This is a genomic window from Reticulibacter mediterranei, from assembly GCF_016587455.1.
Genome location: NZ_BNJK01000001.1, coordinates 419081 through 445845, shown reverse-complemented (window position 1 = coordinate 445845; position 26765 = coordinate 419081). Strand labels below are relative to the sequence as shown.

Annotated in this window: 17 protein-coding genes; 4 read left to right on the top strand and 13 right to left on the bottom strand. The window is 53.1% G+C overall.

Annotated features, from left to right (window positions below; translation table 11 throughout):
• Window positions 1-99 precede the first annotated feature (99 nt).
• Entirely contained in the window at window positions 100-1155 is a 1056-nt protein-coding gene (locus K3T83_RS02105) for an RNA polymerase subunit sigma-70 (RefSeq protein ID WP_220201331.1), read from the top strand.
• Window positions 1156-1164: 9 nt separating this feature from the next.
• On the opposite strand, the gene K3T83_RS02100 is transcribed toward K3T83_RS02105, so the two are convergent.
• Both K3T83_RS02100 and K3T83_RS02095 read right to left on the bottom strand, forming a co-directional pair.
• Window positions 1165-2601: an MFS transporter gene (locus K3T83_RS02100; RefSeq protein WP_220201330.1), complete on the bottom strand. Its 1437-nt coding sequence runs from the start codon at window positions 2599-2601 to the stop codon at window positions 1165-1167.
• A gap of 88 nt (window positions 2602-2689) precedes the next feature.
• On the bottom strand, window positions 2690-3232 hold the full coding sequence (locus K3T83_RS02095) for a dihydrofolate reductase family protein (RefSeq protein ID WP_220201329.1): 543 nt from the start codon (window positions 3230-3232) through the stop codon (window positions 2690-2692).
• A gap of 410 nt (window positions 3233-3642) precedes the next feature.
• Here K3T83_RS02095 and K3T83_RS02090 point away from each other — a divergent pair, with 410 nt between their 5' ends.
• Window positions 3643-3879, top strand: coding sequence for a hypothetical protein (locus tag K3T83_RS02090; protein ID WP_220201328.1), 237 nt, complete (start codon window positions 3643-3645; stop codon window positions 3877-3879).
• A 210-nt stretch (window positions 3880-4089) separates the two neighbouring features.
• Here K3T83_RS02090 and K3T83_RS02085 read toward each other — a convergent pair whose 3' ends face one another.
• Window positions 4090-5400, bottom strand: coding sequence for an MFS transporter (locus K3T83_RS02085; RefSeq protein WP_220201327.1), 1311 nt, complete (start codon window positions 5398-5400; stop codon window positions 4090-4092).
• Window positions 5401-5597: 197 nt separating this feature from the next.
• On the opposite strand from K3T83_RS02085, the gene K3T83_RS02080 reads away from it, so the two are divergent.
• Window positions 5598-5894 carry a hypothetical protein gene (locus tag K3T83_RS02080; protein WP_220201326.1) on the top strand — a complete coding sequence of 99 codons (297 nt, stop codon included), beginning with the start codon at window positions 5598-5600 and terminating at the stop codon, window positions 5892-5894.
• On the opposite strand, the gene K3T83_RS02075 is transcribed toward K3T83_RS02080, so the two are convergent.
• Both K3T83_RS02075 and K3T83_RS02070 read right to left on the bottom strand, forming a co-directional pair.
• Entirely contained in the window at window positions 5891-6085 is a 195-nt protein-coding gene (locus K3T83_RS02075; protein ID WP_220201325.1) for a hypothetical protein, read from the bottom strand. The genes K3T83_RS02080 and K3T83_RS02075 overlap by 4 nt on opposite strands.
• Window positions 6086-6677: 592 nt before the next feature.
• Window positions 6678-9593 (bottom strand): tetratricopeptide repeat protein, encoded by a 2916-nt coding sequence (locus K3T83_RS02070; protein WP_220201324.1) that lies wholly within the window; start codon window positions 9591-9593, stop codon window positions 6678-6680.
• A gap of 338 nt (window positions 9594-9931) precedes the next feature.
• Between K3T83_RS02070 and K3T83_RS02065 the strand changes: the two genes are divergently transcribed.
• Window positions 9932-12451 carry a tetratricopeptide repeat protein gene (locus K3T83_RS02065; RefSeq protein ID WP_220201323.1) on the top strand — a complete coding sequence of 840 codons (2520 nt, stop codon included), beginning with the start codon at window positions 9932-9934 and terminating at the stop codon, window positions 12449-12451.
• Between the two features lie 41 nt (window positions 12452-12492).
• Here K3T83_RS02065 and K3T83_RS02060 read toward each other — a convergent pair whose 3' ends face one another.
• The 8 genes from K3T83_RS02060 to K3T83_RS02025 all read right to left on the bottom strand — a co-directional run bounded on the left by K3T83_RS02060 (window position 12493) and on the right by K3T83_RS02025 (window position 26765).
• Window positions 12493-14667, bottom strand: a complete 2175-nt coding sequence (locus K3T83_RS02060) for an eCIS core domain-containing protein (protein WP_220201322.1) — start codon at window positions 14665-14667, stop codon at window positions 12493-12495.
• A gap of 34 nt (window positions 14668-14701) precedes the next feature.
• The gene (locus K3T83_RS02055; protein WP_220201321.1) at window positions 14702-15859 is read right to left on the bottom strand and encodes a M14 family metallopeptidase; all 1158 of its coding nucleotides are present in this window, start codon (window positions 15857-15859) and stop codon (window positions 14702-14704) included.
• 65 nt (window positions 15860-15924) lie between these two features.
• Complete coding sequence (locus tag K3T83_RS02050; protein WP_220201320.1) at window positions 15925-16209, bottom strand: hypothetical protein; 285 nt, start codon at window positions 16207-16209, stop codon at window positions 15925-15927.
• A 28-nt stretch (window positions 16210-16237) separates the two neighbouring features.
• Entirely contained in the window at window positions 16238-18385 is a 2148-nt protein-coding gene (locus K3T83_RS02045) for an autotransporter outer membrane beta-barrel domain-containing protein (RefSeq protein ID WP_220201319.1), read from the bottom strand.
• A 27-nt stretch (window positions 18386-18412) separates the two neighbouring features.
• Window positions 18413-20188, bottom strand: a complete 1776-nt coding sequence (locus K3T83_RS02040) for a hypothetical protein (protein WP_220201318.1) — start codon at window positions 20186-20188, stop codon at window positions 18413-18415.
• Window positions 20189-20235: 47 nt separating this feature from the next.
• Window positions 20236-22881, bottom strand: a complete 2646-nt coding sequence (locus K3T83_RS02035) for an autotransporter outer membrane beta-barrel domain-containing protein (RefSeq protein WP_220201317.1) — start codon at window positions 22879-22881, stop codon at window positions 20236-20238.
• Between the two features lie 29 nt (window positions 22882-22910).
• Window positions 22911-24566 carry a phage tail protein gene (locus K3T83_RS02030; protein ID WP_220201316.1) on the bottom strand — a complete coding sequence of 552 codons (1656 nt, stop codon included), beginning with the start codon at window positions 24564-24566 and terminating at the stop codon, window positions 22911-22913.
• Between the two features lie 24 nt (window positions 24567-24590).
• A complete protein-coding gene (locus K3T83_RS02025; protein WP_220201315.1) occupies window positions 24591-26765 on the bottom strand; it encodes a putative baseplate assembly protein in 2175 nt (724 codons plus the stop codon).

Here is a 26765-nt window from a genome sequence, read left to right as displayed (position 1 = left end):
AGAGCATCGCCGAAGGACAAACGGGTCTATCATGCGAAGACGGGAGAGTGAAAAGTATTTGAGCCGACTTCGCATGAAATGAGAGGAAAAGAGAGTTTGATGAACGTTTCGCCCCAAATCGCTCTGGTGCTGGCCGCTCAAGCTGGCGATCAGGCAGCCTTCGAGACCCTTGCGGGAGCATATCGACGGGAACTGCTCGTCCATTGTTATCGAATGCTCGGCTCGCTCTCTGATGCCGAAGATCAGGTGCAAGAAACGCTCCTGCGTGCCTGGGAGAAACGTGCGACCCTTACCAGCCCACAATCCTATCGGGCCTGGCTCTACCGCATCGCCACCAATCTCTGTCTCAATCGGCTCAGAAGCGTTTCGCGTCGCTCTCTGCCATCAGACCTCTCTTCGCCCAGCAAACCTGGTGATATATTTCCGCCTGGCAAGTCTGGCGGCCTTGTGCAGGAGCCAGTCTGGCTGGAGCCGTTCCCCGACGAACTGCTTGTCGATCAGTACAGCAATCCCGAAGATCAGGCGCTGCGGCAAGAACAAATCAGCCTGGCTTTTCTGGTTGCATTACAGCACTTAACTCCTGTCCAGCGGGCCGTTCTGCTCTTGCGCGAGGTGCTGGAGTGGAAGGCCGCCGAAGTGGCTGAGTGGCTTGACCTCTCCGTTCCTGCCGTGAACTCCGCTTTGCAGCGAGCCAGACAGACGTTGCATCAGCACTATCAAGAAAATGGGAGCGAGACTTCGGTTGTGCAGCTTCGCCCCCAATTACAAAACCTGCTTGATCGCTATATGACCCTGTGGCAGCAGGCGGATGTTCCAGGTCTCGTGGCGCTGCTACGTGAAGATGCGTGGCTGACTATGCCACCATTTCCTGCCTGGGTTGCCGGACGAATGGATATTGCTACACTGCTCCAGTTTCGGGTCTTCATTCCCGGCAGACAATGGCGGTTGCAGCCAACGCATGCCAATGGCTGCCCGGCTTTCGGACTCTATCGGCGGGAAGTTGGGGAAGAGAGCTATCGGCTCTCTGGCCTGTGGGTCCTGGGGGTAGAAGGTGAACAGATCAGCAGTATCGTTGCGTTCCTGGATGTTGCCAGTTTCACCGCTTTTGGTCTCCCGTCCACCATTGAAAGGGAAGCGGGAGGCCAAGAAGCATGATGATTGGTTTTACAGGCTCAGCGCTTCTTCGTGCGTAGCGGCAGTTTGACTTTCATCTGGCTCAATTGCTTTGGTTGGCCTGCCGGGCTGCACCAGACCAGCAATCGCTCCCAGGAGTGAGAGGCCAGCGGCGACCTCTAGTGCGTTCGCGAAGCCGCTGCTGAAAGCCTGGGCAGAACCGAGACTTCCGGTCGCAGCAAACACTGCGGCCAGGGTCGCGACCCCGAATGCTCCTCCGAGCTGACGGAACATGCTGAACGCGCCGGAAGCTTTGCCAATGTCGCCTGCGTTCACCGCGCCGATCACGGCATTCTGCATGGCGGGGATGGCTAACGAGACGCCACAGCCAGCGATGAGCATCGGCGTAACGATTTCCACGTAAGGAAGGCTGGGCGCTGTAACAAGGGCAATCCAGGCCATTCCGAGGGCTTGCAGGAGGAGTCCGCCAGCGATGAGGACTCGTTCGCCAACCCGGTTGACGAGGGCACCGCCCAATGGGGCGATCACGAAGAGTGTTGCGGTCCAGGGAAGCAGGCGCAGACCCGCACCCAGCGGTCCGTTCCCCTGTACCATCTGAAAAAACTGCGCTATCAAGAAAATGGAACCAAACAGCGCTGCGCTCTGTAAGAAGATTGCCGCATTGCCCGCAGAGAAGGCACGAGCGCGGAAGAAGTGCATTGGCACCATCGGTGTGGGAACACGCAGTTCCCAGACGACGAAGATGACGGTTAGCAGCACTCCAGTGGTGAGCGAGGCTTTGACCTCAAAGCTACTCCAGCCAGCGCTGTTCCCACGCACCAGCCCCCATACCAGCCCGAGGGCGGCACCCGAAACGCTCAGCAGACCACCGATATCAAGCGGGGTGCGCGGTCCGAAGCTTTCCTGCACGCGCAAGAGGACAAGTATGACGACGAGCAGGCCGATAGGCACGTTGAGCCAGAAGATCCACTGCCAGGCCAGACCTTGAGCGATAAACCCTCCGACGACCGGACCGGCGATCAGAGCCAGTCCGCTGATGCTACCAAAGATTCCCAGTGCCCGCCCCCGCTGCACAGGCTCGAAGGCGTTGCTCAGCAACGTCAGCGCGAGCGGGAGTACCAGAGCGGCACCGCATCCCTGGACCGTGCGTGCTGCAATCAGCCAGCCAATGGTGTGAGCCAGCGCACAGCCTGCCGATGCTCCGACAAACAGGAGGTGGCCTGCGACGAACATGCGCTGCCGCCCGAAGCGGTCCCCCAGGGCAGCAGCCGGAATGAGCAGCACCGCGAAACTCAGGGTATAGGCGTTCACGGTCCATTCTAACGCCTCGATAGAAACACCCAGATCCCGATGAATGGTAGTCAGCGCAGTCGTGACGACCAGAGCATCAAGCGAGACCATAAATGATGCCATTGAGGCAAGCACCAGAATCCAGGTTTGCCTTGCTTTTTGGCGAGATTCTTGCATGATAATGTTTTCTTTCTAAGTTTTCTTATCCAAAGAAAAGCTCAGCAGGTTGTCAAAAATGGAATCAAATGTAGATCCGCATAACTGGTCAAGAATGTAGTCCATACGTGAGCTTGACAATACCTTTCGAGAAGCTCTTGGTTGCAACCAGCTTCAATGTGGCGGTTTCATCCTGGCGGAAGCGTTGCTTCCCTTGCCCAAGAACAAGCGGAAAGATCAAGAGACTGAGGGCGTCGAGCAAGTGGTGCTTGAGCAATGTTTCTCCAAGAATGCCATGCCCATAGATGAGAAGATTGTGCCCTTCTTGCTGCTTGAGTTTGGTCACTTCAGTAACTACATCGCCCCGAACAATGGTTGCGTTGTTCCAGTCGGCTTTTTCCAACGTTGACGAGAAGACATACTTGGGCATGGCATTGATCCTGTCAGCCCACGGATCGGTGCGTCTGGGCCAAATCTTCGTAAAGTTCTCGTACGTCGTGCGGCCCATCAATAGTGCGTCACAGGAGAGCGCTTGGTCCAATCCGTCCCGCATATACGCCTCGTCGTCGCGGTATTCAGCAAATCTTGAGATGGCTGCTCCGGCGTAGATGCCGTCTAACGAGACGAGAGTACTTTCGAGAATGTTGCGCATAAGATGGTGTCCTTTCTTTTTCAAACGAGATGTGCAAGAGGTGTTCATCACCTTTCACTGATAGGACACCAAGTTGACCCAAAACTCATCGCAAATGAAGGGAACATATCGGAAAAAGAGTGCTCTGATCTTGGTCTCTCAAAAAGGCAAACAGAGAGAAGGTGCTTCAAATGCCCTTACTACGGAAGCCTCTCACTTCTGATCGTTGTGACTCTCTCTTTTTTATTGGCTTTCGCTTATTGCTTCATCATACGATGAATCGCTCATTCCTCTCTTTCTCCGTTCACACAAGACACCTCTTTTGGCGGCCTGATCCGCGTATACTCTCTTCACTGGCCTGAACACGGTGGTCAGAACGTCCTTTTCCTGCGTCCCTGGATCTTGAGAAAGGAGGAGTCAACTGATCAGGCATGAGACGACACTCCCTGTTTCCTTTTCGTCGAGGTCATGATCCTCCCGTTGTGTTGGGAGGAGACCAACGAGGGTTTATTGTTCAGCCTGCTTCCCGGAACCATCTGGCTTTGGGAGGCATACTGGTGAGCATCTGTCTTGGCATGCTGCTTGTTGCCCAATCCGGGCAGACTTCCATTCTTCAGAGAGGAGCGAGCCAACGAGGGGCGTACAGGCAATCGGAACGGTCGCCTTGAAGCCTATGAGCTGTGGGCATCCAGGCAAGATCTTTGCTCAATTTGGGTTTTCGGTCGGTCAGGTGCCAGATCGAACGCGCCTGGTGCCCTTGCCACGTCCTGGGAAGGCAGAGGGAGCACCCCTGACCTATGGTGCGGAGCGTCTTTTTTATCACTTCTTTGGAGCAGCAAAAAGGTCCTCATAGGGAGAGGACCCTTTGTTGCTGGTGCCTACTGCTCCCGCTTGAGCAGGAAGAATGCCATCGCCGCCATCGCCAGTGAGATCACCGTCCCCATTGCGAACGTCATCTGCGGAGTGCCCCAGGGGGCGATGACTGCCTGAGCAAGAGGTCCGAGCATGACTGCCAGTGAGATGGCAGAGCCGCGCATCCCCATGATCTGCCCGCGATTCTCATCGCTGGTCGCTGCCAGGTAGATGCTGCCCATCGCAGGCTCAACCAATGCACTCCCCAATCCAGCGAGAGCCGCACCGACAAGCAAGAGCGGATAGCTCGGGGCGAGCAGCACAACCACAATCAGGGCACTGAAGAGCAGGCAGCCAATGACAATGAGTGGCTTCTTCGACAGCTTCTCCGTGAGACGCCCCAGCAGGAAGGGGAAGATCGCCAGGGCCATTCCATAGATGCTGAACAACATTCCATATTGAGCTACGCTGTAGTGCAACATCTTCTCGAAGAAGAAAGGGAACTGCGGGAACACGAACGGATAGGTAAAAATCATGCCGAAATCGATGGCCAGAAAGGGAAGCACGAGCACGATCACACTGGAGAAACGCCGCTCCTTGGGCTGCTGCCCCTTTGCGCCACGCTGTCCCTTGCGCTGGCGCACCTGGTGGCGCACCTGCTCTGGCAGGGTCTCAGGGACCAGAAAGATCGTCAACAGAGTCGCTACCAGGGCGACCCCTGCCGTGAGCAGGAAGGGAGCGGTAAAGCCAAGCGCCTGATACAGATAGCCGCCGAGGCCCGGGCCAAGTGCAATCCCCACCGCCTGAGCCGTCGTCATCAGACCAATCCAGCGCCCTTGTTTCTCGCTTGGAACCGTATCGCCGATCATCGACATGGCGACCGGTCCCACCCCTGCCAGTAGTGCCCCCTCCACGAACCGAATAGGCACGAACAGCAGGGGCACGTTCACGAATGCCAGCAGCAGATTCGTCACAATATAGCCTGCCAGCGACACAAACAGGATCGTCTTGCGCCCAACGCGTCCCGACAAGGTGCCCATTGGGGTGCTGAAAAGAAACATGCCCAATCCAAACGCGCCCTCCATCAATGCCAGTGTTCCCGCTCCAAGTCCAAACGCCTGCAATCTCTGGGGAAACACAGGAAGAATCACCGAAAAGCCCGTCATCATCAACGTTACACAGCCGATCAAGAAACCTAAAGCAACCGTCACCGACTGCTCTTTCCTTCTGACTTGCGCTTTCGCTTTTGCAGAACCTGTTCCATCAGAAAGAGCAATGGGAAAAACGTCCTCTAAAGGCCGGGTCACTTGTTCGTGCTCGAGAACCGCTGTCTTCATTGCGTCTGATCCTTTCACAAATAACTTGCATTTTGCAAGTGTTATCTACCTCTCTATTCTTTGCGGCAGGGACAAAACCGGAAACGAAAACAGGGGTTCATCCAGAATATCTCCAGGAAAGGAGATGGAGCCACCCAGAGGCGGGATGTGGATGGTGAACCATTGCTCGCGGCACCATCCGTGAGGAGCAGATGCCCATGCTGCTCTCACGCTTCGACCAATGTCGGCAAAAATGGATCAGGCCTGTTCAGTACAGCTCCGATGGGAGGCATCTTAGACCGGCACCGGGGCCTCTTGCCCCTCTGCTCCTGAGTTTCGTGGGCGTGCCTGCAACCCTATCGGCTGTCCTTCCTGTGCATATTTGCGGTGGAGCCTGTGATTTGGGCCAGGGCGTTGAACTGCTCCCACTTCTTTGCCATCTGGTGGAGCAATTCGCGCCTGGCTGGCAGACGCAATCCTACTCCCATCATCGTCTCCCACTGCACCTCGCCTAGATGAGCAGCGGGAGACGAGAGGTGTGGCTTCGTCCCACTGAGCGAAGGTGCGGATCGGGATTTGCTGTTTGAGCAGGGAACCCGCTTTGGTGGTCGAAAAGCCGTGGGGGAGTAGAGCGGTGAGCCTGAAGAAGGAGGTCAGCGGTGGTCGCACTCATCGAGAGGAGCAAACGACGATGTTCTTCGTTCAACTCAAGATGCCTCTGCTCCTTCAAGGTTTCGAGAAGGGGTGGTAGGAACGGGATCAAGCATTTTGCGCACATTCGATTGAGTGTGTTCCATGCCAGTACCAAGGCCTCTTCCACCTCTCGCCCATAGCGCCGACGAAGTGCTGTTGGCGGTGCAAAGACCTCCTCGATATGGTTGAGAACCACTGAGCATATTTGTATGCATACCCGGTGGCAGTCACGAGTTGCTCCAGGATCTCTTGACTCTGGGGCCCCAACGCCCGATGATACGCTGGCGCAGTCTGCTGCTGAGCAAGACCCGTTGGGCTTGCACCCCAATCTGTTTCCCACGTGTTCCTCGAGGGAGCAGCGCTATATGGCTACTCCCTCGAGGTCAAGAGGACTGCCCCAATCCTGGTGAAAGCACATCTGGCAGAGCGGTTTGGCCCTTCTTTCACCTGTGCAGAAAAATGAGAGCCATCTTCAGAAAAGCACATCCTTTACCAGATGTGAGCCAGACCTCTAGGATATCCAAATTGACCTCTTGACGCTTCAAGAGTCACACCATCTTGAGCTTTTTGATTGTGCAAGAAGTCAGCTGATTGCGCCTGGTATCTCATGGCTGCCGGGGCGTGGAGTGCTCACGTTCCCCTCTCACATGATCCTGTGGCGCTTCCTCAAGCGTTACAGCTTCCTGCGTCTTGCCCAATGTGTTCAGCACTGCCTGCAGGCGCTCACGCGTCTCGCACGTCTTAGGATGGTGGACTCCCATAATCTGTTCGCGAATTGCCAGAGCTTGCTGGTAGAGCGAGCATGCTTCTGCATCCTGGTGCAGCATCTGCCGAAGCCGTGCCAGATCCTGTAACGTTTCTGCAACCTCTGGATGCTCTGAACCCAGAGCCTGTTGACGCAGCGAGAGAGCACGTTGGTAGAGGACATCCGCTTGCTTGTACTGGCCCTGTTCTCGTGAGAGATTGGCTAGCCCATTGAGCGGCTCGGCTACACGAGGATGCTGTAGACCGAAGGTCTGTTCTCGAATGGACAACGCTCGCTGATAGTAAGACTCCGCTTGTTCATACCTGCCTTGCTCAACGGAGAGGTGACCGAGATTCTCAAGCGGACCGGCCATCTCAGGATGCTGGGAACCCAAAGGCTGTTGTTCCCAGATATGCAAAGCCCGTTGCAGCAGGAGTTTGGCCTGTTCGTACTGACCTTGCTCCCGGGAGAGGATGCCCAAATTGTTGAGGCAATGAGCAATTTCAGGGTGGTGTGGACTCAATGTCTGTTCCCAGATGTGCAATGCCTGTTGATACAAAGGTTTGGCCTGTTCATATTTGCCTTGCAGTCTGTAGATATTGCCCAGGTTGTTGAGGGGAAGGGCAACCTGAGGATGCTCAACGCCCAGGGTCTGTTCCCAGATATGCAAAGCCCGTTGCAACAAGGGTTCGGCCTGTTCGTACTGACCTTGTTTGCAGTAGAGGTTGCCCAAATTGTTGAGGCAGGCAGCAACTTGAGGCTGCTCAGCACCGAAGGCCTGTTCCCAGATATGCAAAGCCCGTTGCAACAAAGGTTCCACTCGCTCGTACTTGCCTTGCTGCCAGAAGAGGATAGCCAGATTGTTGAGGGAGGTGGCCACCAGAGGATGTTCTAAACTCAGGGTCAGTTCTCGAATGTGCAAAGCCCGTTGCAACAAGGATTCGGCCTGTTCGTACTGACCTTGTTTACTGTAGAGAAGGCCCAGGTTGTTGAGGGGAAGGGCAATTTCAGGGTGGTGTGGTCCCAAAATCTTTTCCCAGATATGCAAAGCCTGCTGCAACGAGGGTTCGGCCTGTTCGTATTGACCTTGTTCCCAGTAGAGGAGGCCCAGGTTATTGAGGGAGACTGCCACCAGCAGATGCTCAGGCCCAAACGACTGAGCGATAGCCAGCGCCTGTCGAAAGAGTTGCTCGGCCAGGCTGTAGGAGGCGTGTTCCCGTAGATAGACACCGGCCCGGTTCAGCAGTTCTGCGGCCTCGGGTATCTGGAGGCTATGCTGCTGAATCAGGTTGTTGCAGGCTTGTACCTGCTCCAGGTAGCGCAGGCACAGCGGCCAGGTTGTAACCTCCCCTTTGGGATCAACCGGAAAAAGTGTATGGAGAGCATGGACCACCCGTTGTGCCCAGGCGCGTTGTACCTGGACCTTCATGCGATCCAACTGCACGGCCTGCACGAGCCGATGGACACTCAGTAGACGCTCAGGAGCCAGTCGCTTGACCAGCGAAAAGGCCAGCAAGGCCTCAATCAGCTCATTGAAGGTGAACCGATCCGCTACCGCCTCCTGGAGTACGGGGGGCCACTGTGCTGCCGCCTCGGTGAGCAGTTCTTCGGGAATGTGATCGGGGGCGAGAGAGGCACACAATTCGAGCAGTTCAGCTGCCGCAGGATGGGCCTGCTCAACTCGCTGAAAGGAGAGATCCCAGGTGGTGGCAACCGAGTCAGGATAAGATGTCGTCTGTCTGCCTCGACGAGCTAGCAGTCTGGCACGATGCTGCTCATAGAGCCGAAGGTAGTCGCCAAAGCTGCATTCGGTTTCTTCAAGGTAGGCTCCTGCCTGGTCCAGTGCCAGGGGGAAGCCATCCAGAGCGATCACGATATTGCTGGCCTCATTGCGTTCCTCCTCGCTCGCCTGTAGCCGCTGGCTCCGATGGAGCAGAAAGTGGGTGCCTTCCATCAGACCCATCTGATCCACTTCGACGGCGCTGGCCAGGGCTGCCACTGCATGCGCACGCGTGGTGAGCAAGATGCTTCCCCGCCCTTGCGTCGGAAGTCTGTGTTGGATCAGCGAAAGGTCATCGGCGTTATCCACAATCAGCAACCAGGGGTGAGGACATTGTTCTAGCCAGCGCAGGATGGCGGCGATAAGCTTGTCCTGCTTCTGCTCGTCTTTGACCGCAAAGCCAGGAAGCTGTGCTGCTACTGTCTGAAAACCGGTAATGATGGCCTCTTCGTTGGCGGCATTGATCCAGAAGGTGTGGGTATAACGTCCCTGCTGGCGAGAACGGTAGGCGTATTCAAGGGCGATCTGTGTCTTGCCAATGCCACCGAGTCCCTGTATGGCTTGCGGCTGACTCAGCACCGCTTGCCGCGTCGCCGTCACCGGTTCCGATGGTGCCAGTGCGAGCTGCTGGATCAACTTGTCCAGCAGCTCTTCTCGCCCGGTAAAATGCGGATTACGCCGATATGGTATCACCCAGATCCCAGGTGCATCTCTCAGAGAGGAACGGTCTGGCCCTATTTCCGAACCGTGCTCCTGCATGTTTGCCTGGGGCGATGAGATCCCATTGAGCAATCCCAGTTCCTCGGCGCTTTTGCCAAAGAGGGTACAGAGTTTCATACGAAAATAAGCGCTGGGCTGTTGGATACCTCGCTCCCATCGTTTCACAGTAACCACCGTCGTTCCTAGCTGCTCCGCCAGATCCTGCTGACGCCAATTGAGCCGATATCGTTCTTGTCGCAATTGATTATTTCTATGGATGCCATCGAATGCACGCATAATAAAGCCTGTTCACTTTCTTTTCATTCAAGATGATGAGCGAATATCACAACAGGATATAACCGAATATCGAAGAGTACTTGTTAGCTAATGAACGAGCGCAATGATTCATTTTTACATACAAACGATCCCTGAACGATCCCTAACGATCTTTTGAGAAGGATACATGGCTAAGTATAATAGAGAGGTCATATGCACAGAAGAGGAACGAGTGAGTACGCTGAAATACGGATTGATCTTCCTCTGCAGGTGCATTTCGTCGCTCGTATCCAATGAAATGTTTAAGGTCCAGGAAGGTTCCTGATACCGCTCTATCTTGCTATGGAGAACGACTCGTCATGCAGGAGATATCTCTTATTGCTCGCGGAGAAAATGCGGCAACATCTCAATATCGGTACTCTTTACCTGTCCCATTAACCTCATTTTTCGGGCGTGAGCAAGACATCGCTGCTGTGTGTTCCTTGCTTGGCCGTCCAGAGGTGCGGCTGCTCACCCTTCTTGGGACCGGTGGAGTCGGAAAAACGCGCCTCAGCTTGCAGATTGCTACCCGGTTGAATGAGGACTGTACCAGGCAGGTATGCTTCATTTCTCTTGGAGAGACGAATGATCCTGAACTCGTTCTTCCCACCATCGCGAAGGCGCTAGGATTGCAAGAACTGGGCAGTCAACCGATACTCGAGTACTTACAAGCCTTTCTCAAGGAGAAGCATTTGCTGCTGTTGCTGGATAACTTTGAGCAGGTGGCAGGTGCGGCTCCAGCCCTGGCAGCTCTTCTAGGGGCTTGCCCTAAACTGAAATTTTTAGTTACCAGCCGCGCAGCCCTGCACGTATCAGGTGAATATGTCTTCCAGGTATCTCCGCTGGCTCTTCCCGATCTTGCTTGCCTGCCAGATAGTGAAGAGCTTCTTCACTATCCTGTAATCGCACTCTTTCTGGAGCGAACCAGGGCGTTTCTGCCCGATTTCATGCTCACTAAAGAAAACAGCCCCATTATCGCTGAACTGTGTGTCCGGCTTGATGGACTCCCTCTGGCAATTGAGCTAGCAGTTCCCCACCTGAAGATACTCACACCACAAGCGCTATTGAAGCGACTTGACCATCGATTGGAGCTATTGACACATGGAATGCGAAATGCTCCTGTCCGGCAACAGACTCTCCAAAATACTCTGGAGTGGAGCTATCGTCTCTTGAACCCTGAAGAGCAGCAAATCTTCCGCTCTTTCTCCGTCTTCGTGGGAGGCTGTACGCTGCAAGCTTTGGAAGTGATCTGGAGGCTAGCCGGATACCCACAGGAGTTGTTGCTTCTAGAAGGAGTAACATCTCTGCTTGATAAAAGTATGCTCTCCCGTTCAATGCGAGAAGCAGAAGAGCCTCGTTTCTTTCTGCTGAGAACACTTCACGAGTACGGAGTGCATCTTCTCACCCTTATCGGGGAGAAGTTACCACTCCAATGGGCACATGCTACTTACTACCTGGAACTGGCAGAGGAGGCGGAGCCAGCGTTGAAGGGGCCTCAACCGCGACGCTGGCTTGAGCGCTTGCAGCTAGAACATAGTAATCTGCGGGAAGCGCTCTGCTTTCTGATCGCTCAAGGCGAGGATGGGACGCTCATTGGAGCAGAGATGGCCCTGCGATTGGGTAAGGCACTGGAGCGGTTTTGGATCATAGGAGGGCATGTGAAGGAGGGGCGAGATCTCCTTGAACGGGCCGTGAAGGGGAGCCTGGGAGTATCCCCTTCAATCCGAGGCAGGGCACTGTGTATTCTGGCTACTCTCGCCCGTTATCAAGGGGATTTCGCTATAGCCACGGCTGCGGCGGAAGAAAGCTTGGCTATATTTCGCGCAGTGGATGATCGAGCTGGCATTGCAGGTTCGCTTTATCGATCAGGTTATATTGCCTGGATGCGTGGGGACTCGGATACGGCGCGTGCGTGTTATGAAGAGAGCCTGAAGATTGCTCTGGAAGATCAGTGCAAGGATACGCGCAGCGAAACACTCTACGGTTTTGCTGCGATGGCCTTCTTTCAGAAAGATGCTCAGATGGCACGCCTCTTGATCGAAGAAGGCCTGGAACTCTCCCGAGAATTGGGCGATCAGTATAATATTGCTTCAGCGCTGAATATTCTTGGATGGGTATCGCTCCTGCAAGGCGACCCTACAACCGCTCATATGTTGCAGGAGGAGAGTTTGGCGGCTAGCAGAGAGCTAGGAGATCAGCGCAGCATTGCGCACACTCTGGGTGCCCTGGGGGAAATTGCCTATAGAACGGGCGATTTCGCGCAAGCATGTCAGTATTATAAGGAAAGTCTGTCGATTATCCTGAGGCTCGATGACCGCTGGGTGTTCACTGTATACCTGGAGAAGATGGCGAGAGTTGCTCTTGCCCAGAACGAGCTGCTCTGGGCTGTACATCTTTTGAGTACTGCAGAGGCTTTACGCCAGACGATGGATATGGTGAGGAAGTCTTCCATTGAGCTAGATGAACGCGAACAGGTAATAACCAGGCTGCGTGATGCGCTAGGCAAGCAGGGATTTGCAACTGCATGGGAGCAGGGACAGGTATTATCCCCACTGCAGGCTGCACGTCCCTATGCTACGGAAGTGACCCAAACACCTCCAATGCAGAAGCAGCCCACGATGAGAATCCTCCCTTCTCAATCATTGCACAACGATTTAACGCCACGCGAGCGAGACGTTTTGCGCCTGGTCGCTCAGGGATTGACTGATGCTCAGGTTGCAAAACATCTCGTTGTTAGTCCCCGCACCATCGGTTTCCATCTATCCTCCGTCTACCGCAAGCTTGAGGTGTCTTCACGGAGCGCCGCCACTCGTTATGCGATTGTGAACCAGCTTTTCTAATATGAATTTACATTATTGCTACTCCGACCCGTTTCCTGGTTTTATGGGCGGAATAGGCGTATTTGTACGCGACGATTGCGACCTTCCTGAGCCTTGCTCGTGTTCACTTCATAGAGCGCCCATGCCGTACCAAAAGGTCGCAAATCAAGAATCTCTTTTGGAGCGCCTTTACTAAGGAGGTAATTTGCAACCACCTGGGTCCGCAGTACCGAAGCCGCCATAGGATCTGTATCTACTGAGTCGCCGAATCCGCCTATGACCAGGCTGCCCTTTGCTTTCATCTCCTTCTTCGGATCACCTTTGCTTTTATTAATAATTTCTTTGGCATCTGCCGCTATAGGATCGAGTTGTTTCTTCTGTTCGACAGTTAAGGTGGCATCATTGGGCGCAAATCCCTCGAAAATCAGGTCGTAGTTTTCCCTACCATACCCTGCTGTGGGACTCTTAGGTGTGTAGAACCTCTCCATAGTGTTATGGAAGGTGGCGGACGCCATATCAGAGCAACTCGGTTGTTGAGCATAAGCTGGAACGTTACCCACACCCCATGTAAGCGCACCTAGTATTTCTCTGGTCTCTAACACGATTGCCACGCTCTCGAAAACTCTGCCATGACGTGGGGGATAAAATTCAGGCTCATCGAACATGTATGCGGCAGGATCGTCGGAACTGCTCGGTTGGCTTCTGAAACCTCTCTCCTCCCCTTCGCCTCCCGGCACCCATTGCCTTGTCACTTCAGACCAGTCTGCTCCATAAAACGGACGGAATGCCTCCGCATTCACTCCAATATCCACTATGGTCTCAACTTTGTTGTCTTTCTCCTCCTCGTGCAGTGTCTGGAGAAAGGTGACTGTCTTGCCCCAGTACGGCAAATCGGGCAAGAACTTGATCTGTATCGCTTGTTTTTGACCTGCCACACCTGAGGGCGAGGCAGGGTACAGGTGCCATGTCATCACCCCCTTTTTCAGAGTACAGGACTTGGAGCCCGGTTCAAAAGCAGCAGCAAAACGGTTATTTTCTTGTTGCTTTTTTCGTCGTTGGCGTTCTTCTTCTTGTTGCGCTTCGTAGTGAGAATGCATTCGTTCATTATTTTCAAACAGTCGGACACGCTCCCGTTCGAGACATTCAGACAGAGGTTTAAGCTCAGATGGCAAAGTGACATAGTATTTGAGGAACTTTTGTGCTTCCAGGACATCTTCGTAAGTGAGAAGGTTCGGGTCTCTTTGGCATTGCGTAAGTCGAATAGCGACAATCAGCTTATCGTTCGCCTTTGTTCCAGACGCGAGATAACCGAGGAGTCCATGAAAGTAGTTTCGATCATAGAGGTCCGCCAAAACCCGCATTTGGAAGGACAGGGGATATGGGTTCAAGATCTCAAATGCCGGATCAACATTGAGACCAGCAATATGATTGGGTTGTTGCAATACTTCGATAATTGATTCTGCAACATCACTTTCGCTTTTTTCGTAATATTGCGTTGGCTGACGCTGAACAATATTTGATAGAGTCGGACCAGATCCTCGATGTGCCTCTGACTGCTGCACCACATGCGTCAGCTCATGAGCTAACAATCGCTGTCCCTCTGACGTTTCAGGTGCGAACTGTCCTGCGCCAAACACCACATTATTTCCCACTGTGTAGGCTCGCGCATGCACCTCCCGCGCCGATTGCTCGGCAGCCGCACCAGTATGCACTTGCACTTGCGAAAAGTTATGGCCGAAGCGTGGTTCCATAAAGGCGCGAGTCTCCGGGTCGAGCGGCTGACCCTGAGAGTTCAGTACTTGATGTACAATAGGTGGCGCTATGGTTTGTTCTGTATTAGTGGTCTGAATGCGCTTTGTTTGCACATGTTCCTGTTCGTGAGCAGATGGCTTTGCCTGACATTCGGGACATGTGCCTCCACAGGTACAGGAGCGTTGTACCTGTGACTCGGGCATGCGCATCACTTGTTCAGCAATGTGATCTGCTTCCTGCTCAAATGCGTCTCCCGGCTCATTGATCGTCAATTTCTTCTGAATGATCCCTGCATCAGGAGGTGAGCCGGACCTGCCTTCCTGTTCTCCAGCATGTACCTGCATCATTCGCAGCACCGCTTGATTCCCAATGGTGTGCTGCAATTGCAGGAGAGGATGCTCCTGATGCGTCGGTTCAGGAGTTGCCCGGTCAGACCGGGCAACTCTGGCGACTAGAGATGGTTGTGATTGATGTTGTTTTTGCATAATTCACATGTTTTCTTAAATTGGCTGATGGTTTTCATGTTCTTCTCGAATTACCTGGACGAGATTCGTTCTTTACCTCAGCTAATAGACCCGCTTGTCTTGCTATGATGCCAAGACAGAATTCGATCAGTCCAGCCGTTATCTCTTGAATGATCTGCTGCATCTCGCTATAGCGTGGGTGAAATGGAGTGGAATTTTGAGGGCTGCCCCACTCCACAACAAACGATACTATCTTGCTCTTGCTGCTATCCACGATGTGGCGACTGTAGCCATAGTCATCGCTGGTCCCGGCGGTTGGGTAGAGCGAACGTGCCTGCTCAACGGTGTAGGTATGTCCACGCACAGCTTGAATGGCGTTCTTCATGCCATTGGCGAGGTCAATAGAGAGCCGCTTGTCGCTCGCATCGATGTATTCCTGGTAGGCTGTGTCGCCACCAACGCCACGCAGACCATTGTAAACCGGATTCTGAAAGTTCATCGCGGAGTTACTACTCTGGTCATCATCATCGCCCCATGAGTAGAGGATATCTTCACCATAGCTGTGTATATCGATGAAGTAGCGAATCTGCGGGAAACGCTCCATGAGATACACGACATTCTGCGTTTCTGGCTCGGAGGCAGCAGCAGGACCAATGTAGACCTGATAGTCGCAAGGATCCGTAGAATTGGTAATCGGTGCTTCAGCACTGAAGTAGACCGGGTAATTCCACAAGAAGTCATAGTTACGGTTGATATCTACTCCAACGCAGTTGCGATGGCCCTTCCTGCCTGGAGGAGCAGGCCGCCGATTCTTGCGCCACATCGCATCAGTTGTCATGCTGAAATGGCGTCCATCCGGGTTGGCCTGGGGTAGGATGAAGATGTCCAGAGTATTCACAATGCTCTGTATTTGCGCGGCGGTGAAGGTATTACCACCCAGGGTCACGCTGCTATTTGTACGGTAAGCCTGGGCCAATTGCTCAGTGAAGAAGATGAGAATATCAGGGCTACCCCATTCACGGGCATGGACACCCCCCAGGAAGTAGACGCCGGTACGCTCCGAGCCAGCGCCATTGCCAATTTTAATCGCATTGACGCTGCGCTTCTCCCAGGTCTTATGGGGAAGCGGAATGCGTTGAATAAACGAATCATTGGGTGGACTGGAGACCACAACCAGGGCCGATTCCACCTCGTCTACGTTGAGATACGGCATAATGTTTTCCTCCTTATTGATGAGTATCTAAAGTGTATGAAAGTTTCTACGTACGTTGCGCAAACTCAGTGTGATTTTTCCTGATCCTGTTGGCGCAAGTAGCGATTCTCTCGACTAACCTCCCGTTGGCGATGGCTCCCTGCTTCATCTACATCTTCGTGGCATTCAACCTTGTAGCCCTGGGTTTCCAGCAGGCGCATTTGAGCGTCATCCGCAAGAGCATCGACAATGTAGGGGCCATCTTCAGGGCTTTGTCTTCCATGATCAAAAACATTGATCCGATGCTTACGAATAAGGTCTGCGACTGCTTCTTTGTTTGGTGCAGAAATTGTGATACGATAGCGTGGCATTCGATTTTCTCTCCTTCTGTTTATTTTGCTACTTATCTTCTTCTACTTTGAACCGATTTTCTCTGGCCCATGTATCCTGTCGAATTCCTGTGACCTGCCAGGAAACCTTCATCTCAGGTCGTCCTCCCGCAATGGTGAAGTTGTTGTCTTGCATCTCGCGAGCAATATAGACAGGGGCGTAGTCGCCAATGCAGGTAAGCTGGTAGCGTATATCGCTGTTAAGGGCCATAAACCATGCTGGCATCTCAATGGTCGCCTCTCCCTTTCCATCAAGGATAGCGATGCCATCATAGATATTTTTCATATCCGGCGATTCGACAAAGGAGTGCGTGAGGGTTTTCTGCTCCGGGAAGAGTGGATGAGGAATTATGAAGCCTCCACCGTTCTTAAAAATCGGCCCATTAACTGTTATTGACCCACCATTATTGTCAGTCATAAGCCTGATGGCAGGAGTTGTACTTTTTGATTGATATACATTAATACGACCATCAAAAAGGGGGCCACCGCCGACTTGAACTGCAAAATCTGCGCTAACTTGAGTGGCTGTTATATCTCCTGGTGTAGTTATCCCCCCGTTAGCTATGATAGGACCATTGGCGGTTAAAGCTTTACTGGTAGTTAAATCTCCATTAGCAACAGTAAGACCTGTGACGGTGAGGGAGCCATTTGCCGTCACATTTCCATTGGCAGTGGTTGTACCCGCCACCGTCAATGCACCTTCCAGGTTCGTATCTCCCAGGATGTGGGCCTCTGTGGTGACATTGAGTATTTCGGCAACATTCAGCGCTCCTTGAACGACAGTAGTGCCTCCAACACTCAGACTATCATTCACCACCGCACTTTCTACAGTTATATCTCTGCTCGTCGTGATACCACCACCCACCACGAGATCCCCACCAATCTGCACGCTAGCTGCATTTAAATGGATTTCGCCCTCGGCATTGGAAACAGTCAGAGCCAACCCATTACTCATAGGAACGATGGCCCCGACTTCTCCTGTCAGGACGTTCAGGTTATTTTCTGACGGAGAGGTAACTGTGTTTTTGAGGACATGAAAGCCGCCAGTACTCAATGCAGAGCCAAAACGCTCATTTGCGTTCAAGCTCGTAACGACACCTCCGCTCCCAAAGGTGATCCCGGCCAGGATGACGTTAGCACCAACGAAGGTAAAGTCCGATGCATCTACCAATTGCAACCGGGGGGTGTAGCGGAAGCGCATGGGAGCAGTTTGCAAGGTATTTGGAGGGATGGGGAGAGTGAGTTCAGCAGGCGTTTCCCAGGGTTGGATCGTGAGCATTTTGGACCCTGTGAGGCCATCCGTAGGAATAAGTATGCCGTCATCACTCACATCAACGAGCATAGGAGTGGCATTTGGCGCGTCGGCATTGGGACCAATCTCAGCCTGACCTCCACTGTTCAGGAAGATGTACTGACCAATGGCATTGAGAGCCAGCCCGGGAAACACTGTGATGCCGGTACTATTCAGCGTTGCTGAGACAGTAAGACCTCCAAGCACAGCCGGGCGTTGTATATTGAAATCGTACGCCTGCTCAACATGTCCACCTGTTCCCTGTCGCGCACCCTGCGAAACGGCAAGAACCTGCCCCTTGTTGGAACCGCTATCGAAGGCCATTCTTGCCAGGATAACGCTGCTCCCATCGGTGGGCAAATCGGCGGGCGTGACAAAATGCACCCAGGGGGTATGCGTACAGAAATTCGCTCTATCGACGGTTTCAAAGAAGCGGATGACCAGGAATTGATCGCCAGTCAAGGTATCCGTGGGTACGAGAACCCCTTGCTCACTGACTGGTACGAGTGGTATAACTCCAGGACCATCGCTTTGCAGGCTGATATCGGCCTGACCGTGAGCAACGAGCAGGATGTGGAGTCCATGGCTATCCAGGGCGATACCTGGTCGCACCGTGACTCCGGTTTGATGGGGAGTGAAGGCTACCTGCAAGCCTGCGGCGATACCCCACCCGTGAAGACCAACATTGTGAAGGCGTTCCAATGGCAGATAGTGCTGCTCCATATCTGTAGCAACTTCTGTGAGGGTAGGGTTGGTTTCGTCGTCACGGATAACTGCATCGCCACGACGATAGGTGATACGTTGGAGTTGTGGAATAGATTGGCTGACAATCTGACTTTCTGCTTGATTTGACAGTTGATCTTGCATGATGTGTTTCCTTATACATATAGCTAATCAATGCATCTGAAGTAGCCTTACTTCAAAATCGCCATCTTTGCCTTGACGAAGCAACAGGCGCATTTGATTTAAAGCTCCAGGATTCTCGGGTAACAGATCTACTTCATACCAACCTTTCAAATCACCCGTTAACTCGTGTGGCCTTAACCCTGCTAACTCTTGCATGGCTCCTGGTTCACCATGTCGCACACGATCAAGTATCGTCCGTATTTTTATAGCTCCATCCCTTTCTTCTGAGGTTAATCTCCTCATCTCCCCAGAAAGACCTTTTCTCAGTGTAACAGGTTCATTGAGTTCTTCGGGCGTAAGTAAAGGTTTAAGAGATCTGGGATGAACCACCTGACGCGAATGTGGCGGCTCACCCCGGCTGACCACCCTTCCCCTGCCTTCAGCAGTTGAGACTTCAGCACCTTGTGCTAGATCGCCCTGCACCTCCGATGGATGGTATTCACGAATACTCCCATTCTTGAGCTGTACCCAGACAGACTCAGGCGTATTGCCGGGAACGGGCGCTTTTGTGGATGAGGTAGCGGCTGGTAGTTCCACTGGTTCCGGGCCGGGGGATAGTTTTGGCGCTGCCTGCGCACCCTCAGAATCCAGAAGTGTCTCCTGTTCTGCGACCACTTCCACATCCAGTAATTCGCCGAAATCGTTGAAACGCTGGATCTGAATTAATTGACCCAGTTCGTCAAAGTTCACTATGGCATATCCCACCGCAGCCGGTATAATTATTCCAGCCGCCAGAGAGGGGAGATTACGCAATGTAAATGGATCGGACTGTTTCAACAACGATTGGCCCACGTTGTAAAGGCTCTTCTCTTTGCTCCGTATCTCGTTCTCAATCGCTTTCACATCCTGACTGTCTCTGCTCACTACTCGCGGAATAGGAGCAGGCCGGATTGCAGGCTTCGCGCTCAGTTCGCGCCTCTGGTATCTCAATAGGGTAGGTTTGTTATCCAGAAGCAGTTCTATCTCGGCTTCCCCAGGGAGGCCAGACATGGTCAGCCAGTTGATATATCTGGTAATTGCAGCGAACGCACGTGCTTCGCTCAAGGCAACCTTGCCCCCTTCATGTTGCCGTTGCACATTACCAGCCTGCTCTGAGGTGGGTAATACGATTTTGCCGTCGTAGGTGATAGTCATTCGGACACTGCCTACATTGTGTTGATACATACTCATCACCCAGTCAGCCAACATGCGCGCAGTAGAGTCAATGGTGGGATTCGCAGATGTGGGTACGCCTGTATCCTGTGGCGAATGGGTCATCTGTTGAGACGCGGCTTGCGATGCTCCTGGAGTATCTGTTTCGGGCTGGATCGCGGATGCAGCATGCTGCGTAGTGCCTGTTTCCGCCAGCATGACAGAGATATGCGAGAAGCCCGGCTTGTTGGAATCGTCAGGATCATAAATCGCCGAAACATGGACCTTAATGAGTTGTCCTGCCTTGATATGTGGAGCGTAGGAGCGGTGAAAATCAATTGCTGAATAGTAAAACGCCGTGAATGGCGAGTCTACTCCGCGAAATCCTTGACTTCGCGCGAGTGCCGCAACCAGGCGGCGAAAGAATTCACCCTCGTCCTCGGGCCAGTGAATTGTGACTATATCCTCTTTATGTGTCTGTATCATGCGCTGCACTGCCTGATTCCCGATGGTGTGCTGCAAACGGCTAAGAGGGTGCTGGCTAGCATCCGCTTCAGGAGTTGCCCGGTCTGGCTGGGCAACTCTCGTGGAGGCGGAATTTTGTGGCTGACGCTCTTGTGCGAAGTCGGGCATGCTCTCCCTCCTGATATCTTCATCGCTTGTGAAGAAACACAGGTGCTTTAATAAACTTTCTCCTGGATTACCTGGTGATCTTCATACCCTTCTCGAATTCCCTGAACAAAGTAGTCAAACTCACCATTTTTGCCCTGCGCTTCGCGTACAACGACCTGCGCGGTATTCAGTTCCACAACGTATAACTGCAACCATTCACCGCGAGGAGTAAGTTGTACAGTCAGACCTTCCTTATGTGTTACAAGCCTGAAATGCTCCGGCAGATCAACAACAGCCTTGCCATCGATGAGTGTACCCGTTCCACGAATATATGTACTGGCTTCACCGCCTTCCAGTGAGATATAGACGATCTGCTTTGTCTCGTCAGTGGGATGATCCTGGACAAAGCTTTTCGTACCACTCACGGAAAAATTGCCCGTAACCCTTACATTTCTCCCCTGGTCGATGCTCATTACTTCATTATCGCCTGGATTCCCTCCAAAGGAGAAGCGTAACCGTCCCGTTGGCCGTCCACCAGCCGGGCCATTATCGATGTGAAACCAGGCCAGACCATCGGGCGGGAAAAATGTAATTGCACCTGCCGAAGAGAAATCCAGCCCGGTTGAGATCCTTCCCAGGACATGTAATTGAGTGCGTGGGGTTACTACCCCGATAGCAACATTCCCGTTGGCAGAAACAGAATTGTTGATGCTGATCGAGCCATTAACTGACGTGTTCCCTGCGAAAAGATGGTTGCTTGTGCTGATATTACCAGCGACGTTGAGCGAGCCATTATTGACTGATGTGTTTCCGGCGATGTTGAGCGTGCCTGCCACCGATGCATTTCCGTTTGCAGTGAGCGTGTTACTTACAGTGAAAGGGCCGGTAACAGAGAGTGAGTTACTGATAGCCACGTTTCCTGTATTCAAGTGGATCTCGTCACTGGTATTGGGAGTGGTGAGCGAAAGGCTGTTGGCATCGCGGCTGATAGTACCGCCCGGGGTTCCAGTGGTTGGATTCGTGATAGAGATGGTTTTGGCTGTGAGAGAGGTGCCGGTGACATTACCGGCCTCGCTGTCGATAACGATGCTTTCGACACTGCCATTCGCCTGTCTGGCTACTATTTTCTCAGCGGCGAGCGAGATTTTAGCGATGTTTTGTCCCAGGTCGGTACTCATATGGATCTCGTCGCTGGTATTGGGAACAGTGAGTGCAAGGCCGCTGCCGGGTGTTTTTATGGCGTGGATGGAACCTTTTACGACACCTGAGTTCGCTAGAAAGATGGTTTCGGCAGTGTGATTGGTTGTGGTAGAAGAGCTACTGGTAACATTCCCCGTGGTGAGGGATGTGCTGGTGATGTCCCCTGTATTGCTGTTGATAACTACGGTCTCTTTGTGATCCAAACTCCGGGCGACAACTTTATTAGCATCCAGCGAGATCTTCGCAAGGTTTTGTCCATTATCGCTGCTAAGCATATGGATCTCATCACTGGTATTAGCAACGGTGAGCGCAAGGCCGTTGGGAAGAGGGCCGATACTTCCTGCTGCTCCGGTCGAGATAGACTGACCAGAGTTTATGTTCTTTACCAGAAAAATCCCACCAGCTTCAAGCACTGTAGAACCTCGATCATCATCTGTCAGATTTGTGACCGAACCGGAAGCATCTGCGCCAAACGTGACAAAGGCCAGGACGACGCTAGGTGGGTCGAAGGTTTGGCTCAATTCGTCCACAAATTGAAACCGAGGAGTGTAGCGGAAGCTAAATGGAGCCGTCTGTTGCGTGATTGGAGGAATAGGAAGGGTGACGGTGGTGGGCGTTTCCCAGTGCTGGATCGTGAGCATTTTGAATCCTGTGAGACCAGTTGTAGGAATAAGCACGCCGCTATCACTCACATTAACGAGCATTGGAGCGGCTCCTGGTGCGTCGGCGTTGAGTCCAACCTCGGCCTGACCTCCACTGCTTAGAGAGATGTACCGACCGGCGCTGTCAAGAGCCAGGCCAGGAGACACAGTAATACCCGGGCTATTCGGTGTTGCTGAGACACTGAGACCAGTAACTACAGCCGGGCCTTGAGTCATGAACTCATGCGCCTGCTCAATGTGCCTATGAACACTTTGTCGCACGTTCTGCGAAACGGCAAGAACCTGCCCCTTGTTGGAACCGCTATCGAAGGCCATTCTTGCCAGGATAACGCTGCTCCCATCGGTGGGCAAATCGGCGGGCGTGACAAAATGCACCCAGGGGGTATGCGTACAGAAATTCGCTCTATCGACGGTTTCAAAGAAGCGAATGACCAGGAATTGATCGCCAGTCAAGGTATCCGTGGGTACGAGAACCCCTTGCTCACTGACTGGTACGAGTGGTATAACTCCAGGACCATCGCTTTGCAGGCCGATATCGGCCTGACCGTGAGCAACGAGCAGGATGTGGAGTCCATGGCTATCCAGGGCGATACCTGGTCGCACCGTGACTCCGGTTTGATGGGGAGTGAAGGCTACCTGCAAGCCTGCGGCGATACCCCACCCGTGAAGACCAACGCCGTGAAGGCGTTCCAACGGTTGATAATGCTGCTCCATGTCTGTGGAGCTTTCCTGGTAGGTTGGATTGCCGTCACGGGGAACTCCGAGGTCGGCACTATAGTTAATGCGTTGAAGCTGTGGAAAAGTCTGGCCCACAACCTGACTTCCTGTTTGATTTGACAGTTGATCTTGCATGATGTCATTCCTTTTCTTTGAGAGAAGTATTACACTGTAGTGTTAAACATCGTCCAGTTGGTATGGGCAGGTTTCTCCTGATTGACAATATCACTGATGTTTTGCTGAATCTGGCGTCGATCATGCTGAGTGGTTGGTCGCTGCGAGGAAAAGTGGATGACGACGCCGAACTCGTGAGGCGTTGCTCGCCAGACACGCGTAGACTGCTCACCCTGATCTGCAATATAAAGTGTTCCCAGTGCATCCTGGACCATGCCCGTTGGATGCACCAGCGCACCCAGTTCGGTGGCGCGTATGACTTGCTGCTGTTGCAGATCAATGCTATAGACGACGGCGGCCTCGGCCATAATGCGCAGAAATTGAGTAGACGAAGTGGAGAGAAAGGGCTTGAGGCCCAGATCCAGCGCGTAAAGATGGGTATCGTCCTGGCGGCTGACTCCTACAGGAGCAATGAGAGGATTCTGATTGGTCGATACTACATCTGTTTCTATCCAGTTGTCGGTGCCGCGATTGACCTGCACAATATTTGCAGGTTGTGCTGTATTCTGCAAGCGCGCGTCTCCGATAAGCAGGTTGCCATTGGGAAGGACGGTCATAGAGAGAGGCTCTACAACGGTGTTAAGCTTATGCGGCGGGAGGTTAACTTGAAACGAAGGACTGACCTGCACATCAATGATGCGGGGGGCGGCAGGTACACCAGGGGCAGTGCCTCGATCAAGAATGAGCAGATGACCATTCGTAAATGCCATCGTGATAGGTGTAAATGGCGTTGTGGCAGGGTTAGTGGTTCCCACCAGATCGCTCACTTTAGCGCGGACGGTGGCTGTTGTGAAGTCCGTTGAGGAGATTTGATACAGGGCAATACTGTTCGGGTTTGAGACGTTATCCAGCACGTAGATTTGCCAGTTTGTGGAAGCGTTGTCAGTTGCCGCAGCTATCGGCCCGAAGAACGTTGCGCTGGGGCACAGACGTTGTGGTTTGCCAGTAGTAGCATCTGACATGTACTGCCCTGTTGGAAACACACGCCAGATGCCCGAAGTGACCCTCGTTGACCAGCTAGAAGGCGTACCGTTATCACCGACAAGCAGGCTACCATCTGGAGCAAGCGCGATGCAACTGGGCGAGACCAGTCCATCGAGGTTGAGTGTACTGTCAGCATTAGGATATGGTCCCTGGCTTACCAGCGTTGCTACCTGGGCAAAACGACCAGGTTGTGGATTCGTGAACAATATCCTGCTGCTGTCATCCACAGCGATGCGAGGCCGCTTGTCAGCGAGAGTATAAAGATTGAGATACCTGTTCAGACCTTCTTTGAGGCCGCGCGTGTGGTAAATTTGCACGATCTGAGCTATCGCCTTGCGGCGCAGGTACTCGTCCCAGACCTGAACCGCCTGTTGCTGCTGAGGATCCCAGACGGTCGGGAAGGTAAGATCCACGCTGGAGGCCAGCCAGTCCAGGAATTGAGGGGGCGTGCGCCAGGGATCAAAAAGCTGATCCAGGCGAGTGATCACCTCCTCGATAGCCAGGTGGGTATGGTTGCCATGCTGGAGGACGAGACCATCGTCGATACCAGTCAACATCTTTTCAAAGATGCGCAATATCTGCCCCAGCAGCGGGGAATCACCCGCCCAGAGTACAGGCGGCAGATAGCGCAGGTAGCTGCTCATTGTATTTTCGTCGCTCATCGTTTATTCCTGCTTGCTACTCATTTAAATTCTTGTGGCAGTAATCGCGCTGGATGTTCCATAGCAAACGAGTTCATATTCAGCCACATTTACCCATACCTGTGATGCTGGGGGTTGAGTGGGACGCGTCGAAGGTGTATAGGCTGGTGTTTCCGCGACCATCGTCAGAGATGTAATGAAGCCGAGATTTTCATCTGGCATAATTGCCTTGAAGAGGTCGGCAATAAACACACTCTGTCCTACCTGCCATCCATTTCTATCGAGACCCCCGTAGATAGGATGCAGATAGTTTTGAAGTTTATTTTGCATATCTGTTTTGACATCATCTTCGCTATTGATGAGTCCTTGTGTGATGGCCCTACTCCACACGCTGACACTTACCGTAACTGCAACGGGGAGGTAGTATGGCCCGCTCACTCGTAAAGCAGAGGTGAGCGTACGCCGCTTATCGAGATAAGCCTGTACCTCTTGCAGCAGATCCTTGCTCGGAGTGGGGCGGGGAATACCTGTTCCCTGGTTGGGTACGATGATGACATTGACGTTGCCCGGGGCGCGATTGATGCCAGCGAACGTCCAGGGATCTCCAACATTCCATGCTCCGTGTGCCTCCCTATCGTCATGCAGATGTGGTGGCAGGCAGCGAACGATGGCGACTTCATTGCTCGCCTCGCTGGCAAGCACTTCATAATCTTCTGCGGTGATAGCACGATCCCGGCTCTTCAACTCCAGCGGCGCACGCTGTAACGTATCGTCGATGGACTCCTCGTCAGCGGCGTCAAAGGATGCAGCAAGGTTGGTAACACTGGCAATATTGGAAATTGGAACGGACAGAGCATTGATTTTTCCCGCTCCAACACTGCCCGACGTTCCACCTGCTACGTAGCGATAAGTCGTGGCCGTAATTTGCGCTCCCGTTGGTGGAATGGTGCCATGTGTACCAGGCTGTGCCTGCGTTGTATTGTAATTGCCGAAGTTGATTTCGCCCGTGACGGGATTGAGGCGATACACGTTGCCCGGACCTGGCAGGAAGTCGTCAACCTGTGTCCATGTCGCACCATTCACCTGGATTGTTAGATGGTCATAGGGCGTGTCGGTGCCAGGACGCTTAAAGAGTGGGCGATTTTTCAACTGGAATATCTGAAAGGGCGTGGTGCCATCGCTTTGCCCAAGTGTTTCCGGGCTGGTGATTGTCAGGGCGTTGCGAGCCGATACAGCGTTGAACAGGATATAGTTGAAACCTATTTGTATCGATGGCGCTTGTGTCGTAGTCGCCGGGATGACATTGATGAGCGTGATACTGATCCAGAAAAGCGCGTTCTGGATTTCGCTATTCCCAGGAGACGGATCAACTGTTGCCCATGCCGAGGGGGCCTGACTGCCCCAGGTCGCAGGGATTGTGAGCGAAATCACGCCATCATGCACCAGGGCATTCGTGTTATCAGCTACCTGCGGTGTGGCTCCTGTGGTTGTCAAAGCCGTCCAGCTTGACGGTTCATTCGTGCCTGTTGAGAATGCCCACGAAGCTGTTACCTGCGGCTGTGTGGTGGTTCCGCTGATTGTTACCGGGGCGGGCTGAGAGAGCTGAATACGTAACTGGATAGGTTGTGTCGTTGGTTTATCAAAACCCAAAAAAAGCTGAACAGGCGTTGCTGATGTGGTCGAATTGGCCGCACCAGGCAAGGTCACTGGATAACCGCTCACTACCGCATTCGCCAGCGAATTGGTGATATCTGTGTAGGTTGCAACTGCGGTAGTCGGTTTGGCAACAAGCAATACTGTCTGCAAATTGCTCGGCAGAACATTGATATCTTCGTCGGTCTCAAACACTATCGGTGCTTCGGTTTCGGTTCCCTGTGTCTGGGCATGTGTGCGCGCAGGCACCAGAACCGGGGTAGTGACCGATGATTGGGTCTTGAAGGTCAGGAAGGTGTGCGCCGGGACCGCTGGATCACGAGTAATGCCGAGCAGGTTCAGGAACGCGATATAGTTTTTTTCAGGGACGCGATTGAGTCGGTATGTGAGGCCTTCGACCAGCCAGGCGAACAACTCGATGAGCGTCCTGCCCGGATCGCCGGGGCTAAAGTCCGTCCATTGAGGCGCATAGCGGGGAATAAGCGCCACTGCTTGATCGACCAGATCCTGCCAGGTACGGTCGTCGAGATCCGGCGGCTGAATACGTCCTCGATTTGAAGTTAACAT

Bases quoted from the DNA above. Each gene is read 5' to 3' on its own strand.
- K3T83_RS02105 (WP_220201331.1), top strand. From the start codon at position 100: ATGAACGTTTCGCCCCAAATCGCTCTGGTGCTGGCCGCTCAAGCTGGC.
- K3T83_RS02100 (WP_220201330.1), bottom strand. From the start codon at position 2,601: ATGCAAGAATCTCGCCAAAAAGCAAGGCAAACCTGGATTCTGGTGCTT.
- K3T83_RS02095 (WP_220201329.1), bottom strand. From the start codon at position 3,232: ATGCGCAACATTCTCGAAAGTACTCTCGTCTCGTTAGACGGCATCTAC.
- K3T83_RS02090 (WP_220201328.1), top strand. From the start codon at position 3,643: ATGAGACGACACTCCCTGTTTCCTTTTCGTCGAGGTCATGATCCTCCC.
- K3T83_RS02085 (WP_220201327.1), bottom strand. From the start codon at position 5,400: ATGAAGACAGCGGTTCTCGAGCACGAACAAGTGACCCGGCCTTTAGAG.
- K3T83_RS02080 (WP_220201326.1), top strand. From the start codon at position 5,598: ATGCTGCTCTCACGCTTCGACCAATGTCGGCAAAAATGGATCAGGCCT.
- K3T83_RS02070 (WP_220201324.1), bottom strand. From the start codon at position 9,593: ATGCGTGCATTCGATGGCATCCATAGAAATAATCAATTGCGACAAGAA.
- K3T83_RS02065 (WP_220201323.1), top strand. From the start codon at position 9,932: ATGCAGGAGATATCTCTTATTGCTCGCGGAGAAAATGCGGCAACATCT.
- K3T83_RS02060 (WP_220201322.1), bottom strand. From the start codon at position 14,667: ATGCAAAAACAACATCAATCACAACCATCTCTAGTCGCCAGAGTTGCC.
- K3T83_RS02055 (WP_220201321.1), bottom strand. From the start codon at position 15,859: ATGCCGTATCTCAACGTAGACGAGGTGGAATCGGCCCTGGTTGTGGTC.
- K3T83_RS02050 (WP_220201320.1), bottom strand. From the start codon at position 16,209: ATGCCACGCTATCGTATCACAATTTCTGCACCAAACAAAGAAGCAGTC.
- K3T83_RS02045 (WP_220201319.1), bottom strand. From the start codon at position 18,385: ATGCAAGATCAACTGTCAAATCAAGCAGAAAGTCAGATTGTCAGCCAA.
- K3T83_RS02040 (WP_220201318.1), bottom strand. From the start codon at position 20,188: ATGCCCGACTTCGCACAAGAGCGTCAGCCACAAAATTCCGCCTCCACG.
- K3T83_RS02035 (WP_220201317.1), bottom strand. From the start codon at position 22,881: ATGCAAGATCAACTGTCAAATCAAACAGGAAGTCAGGTTGTGGGCCAG.
- K3T83_RS02030 (WP_220201316.1), bottom strand. From the start codon at position 24,566: ATGAGCGACGAAAATACAATGAGCAGCTACCTGCGCTATCTGCCGCCT.
- K3T83_RS02025 (WP_220201315.1), bottom strand. From the start codon at position 26,765: ATGTTAACTTCAAATCGAGGACGTATTCAGCCGCCGGATCTCGACGAC.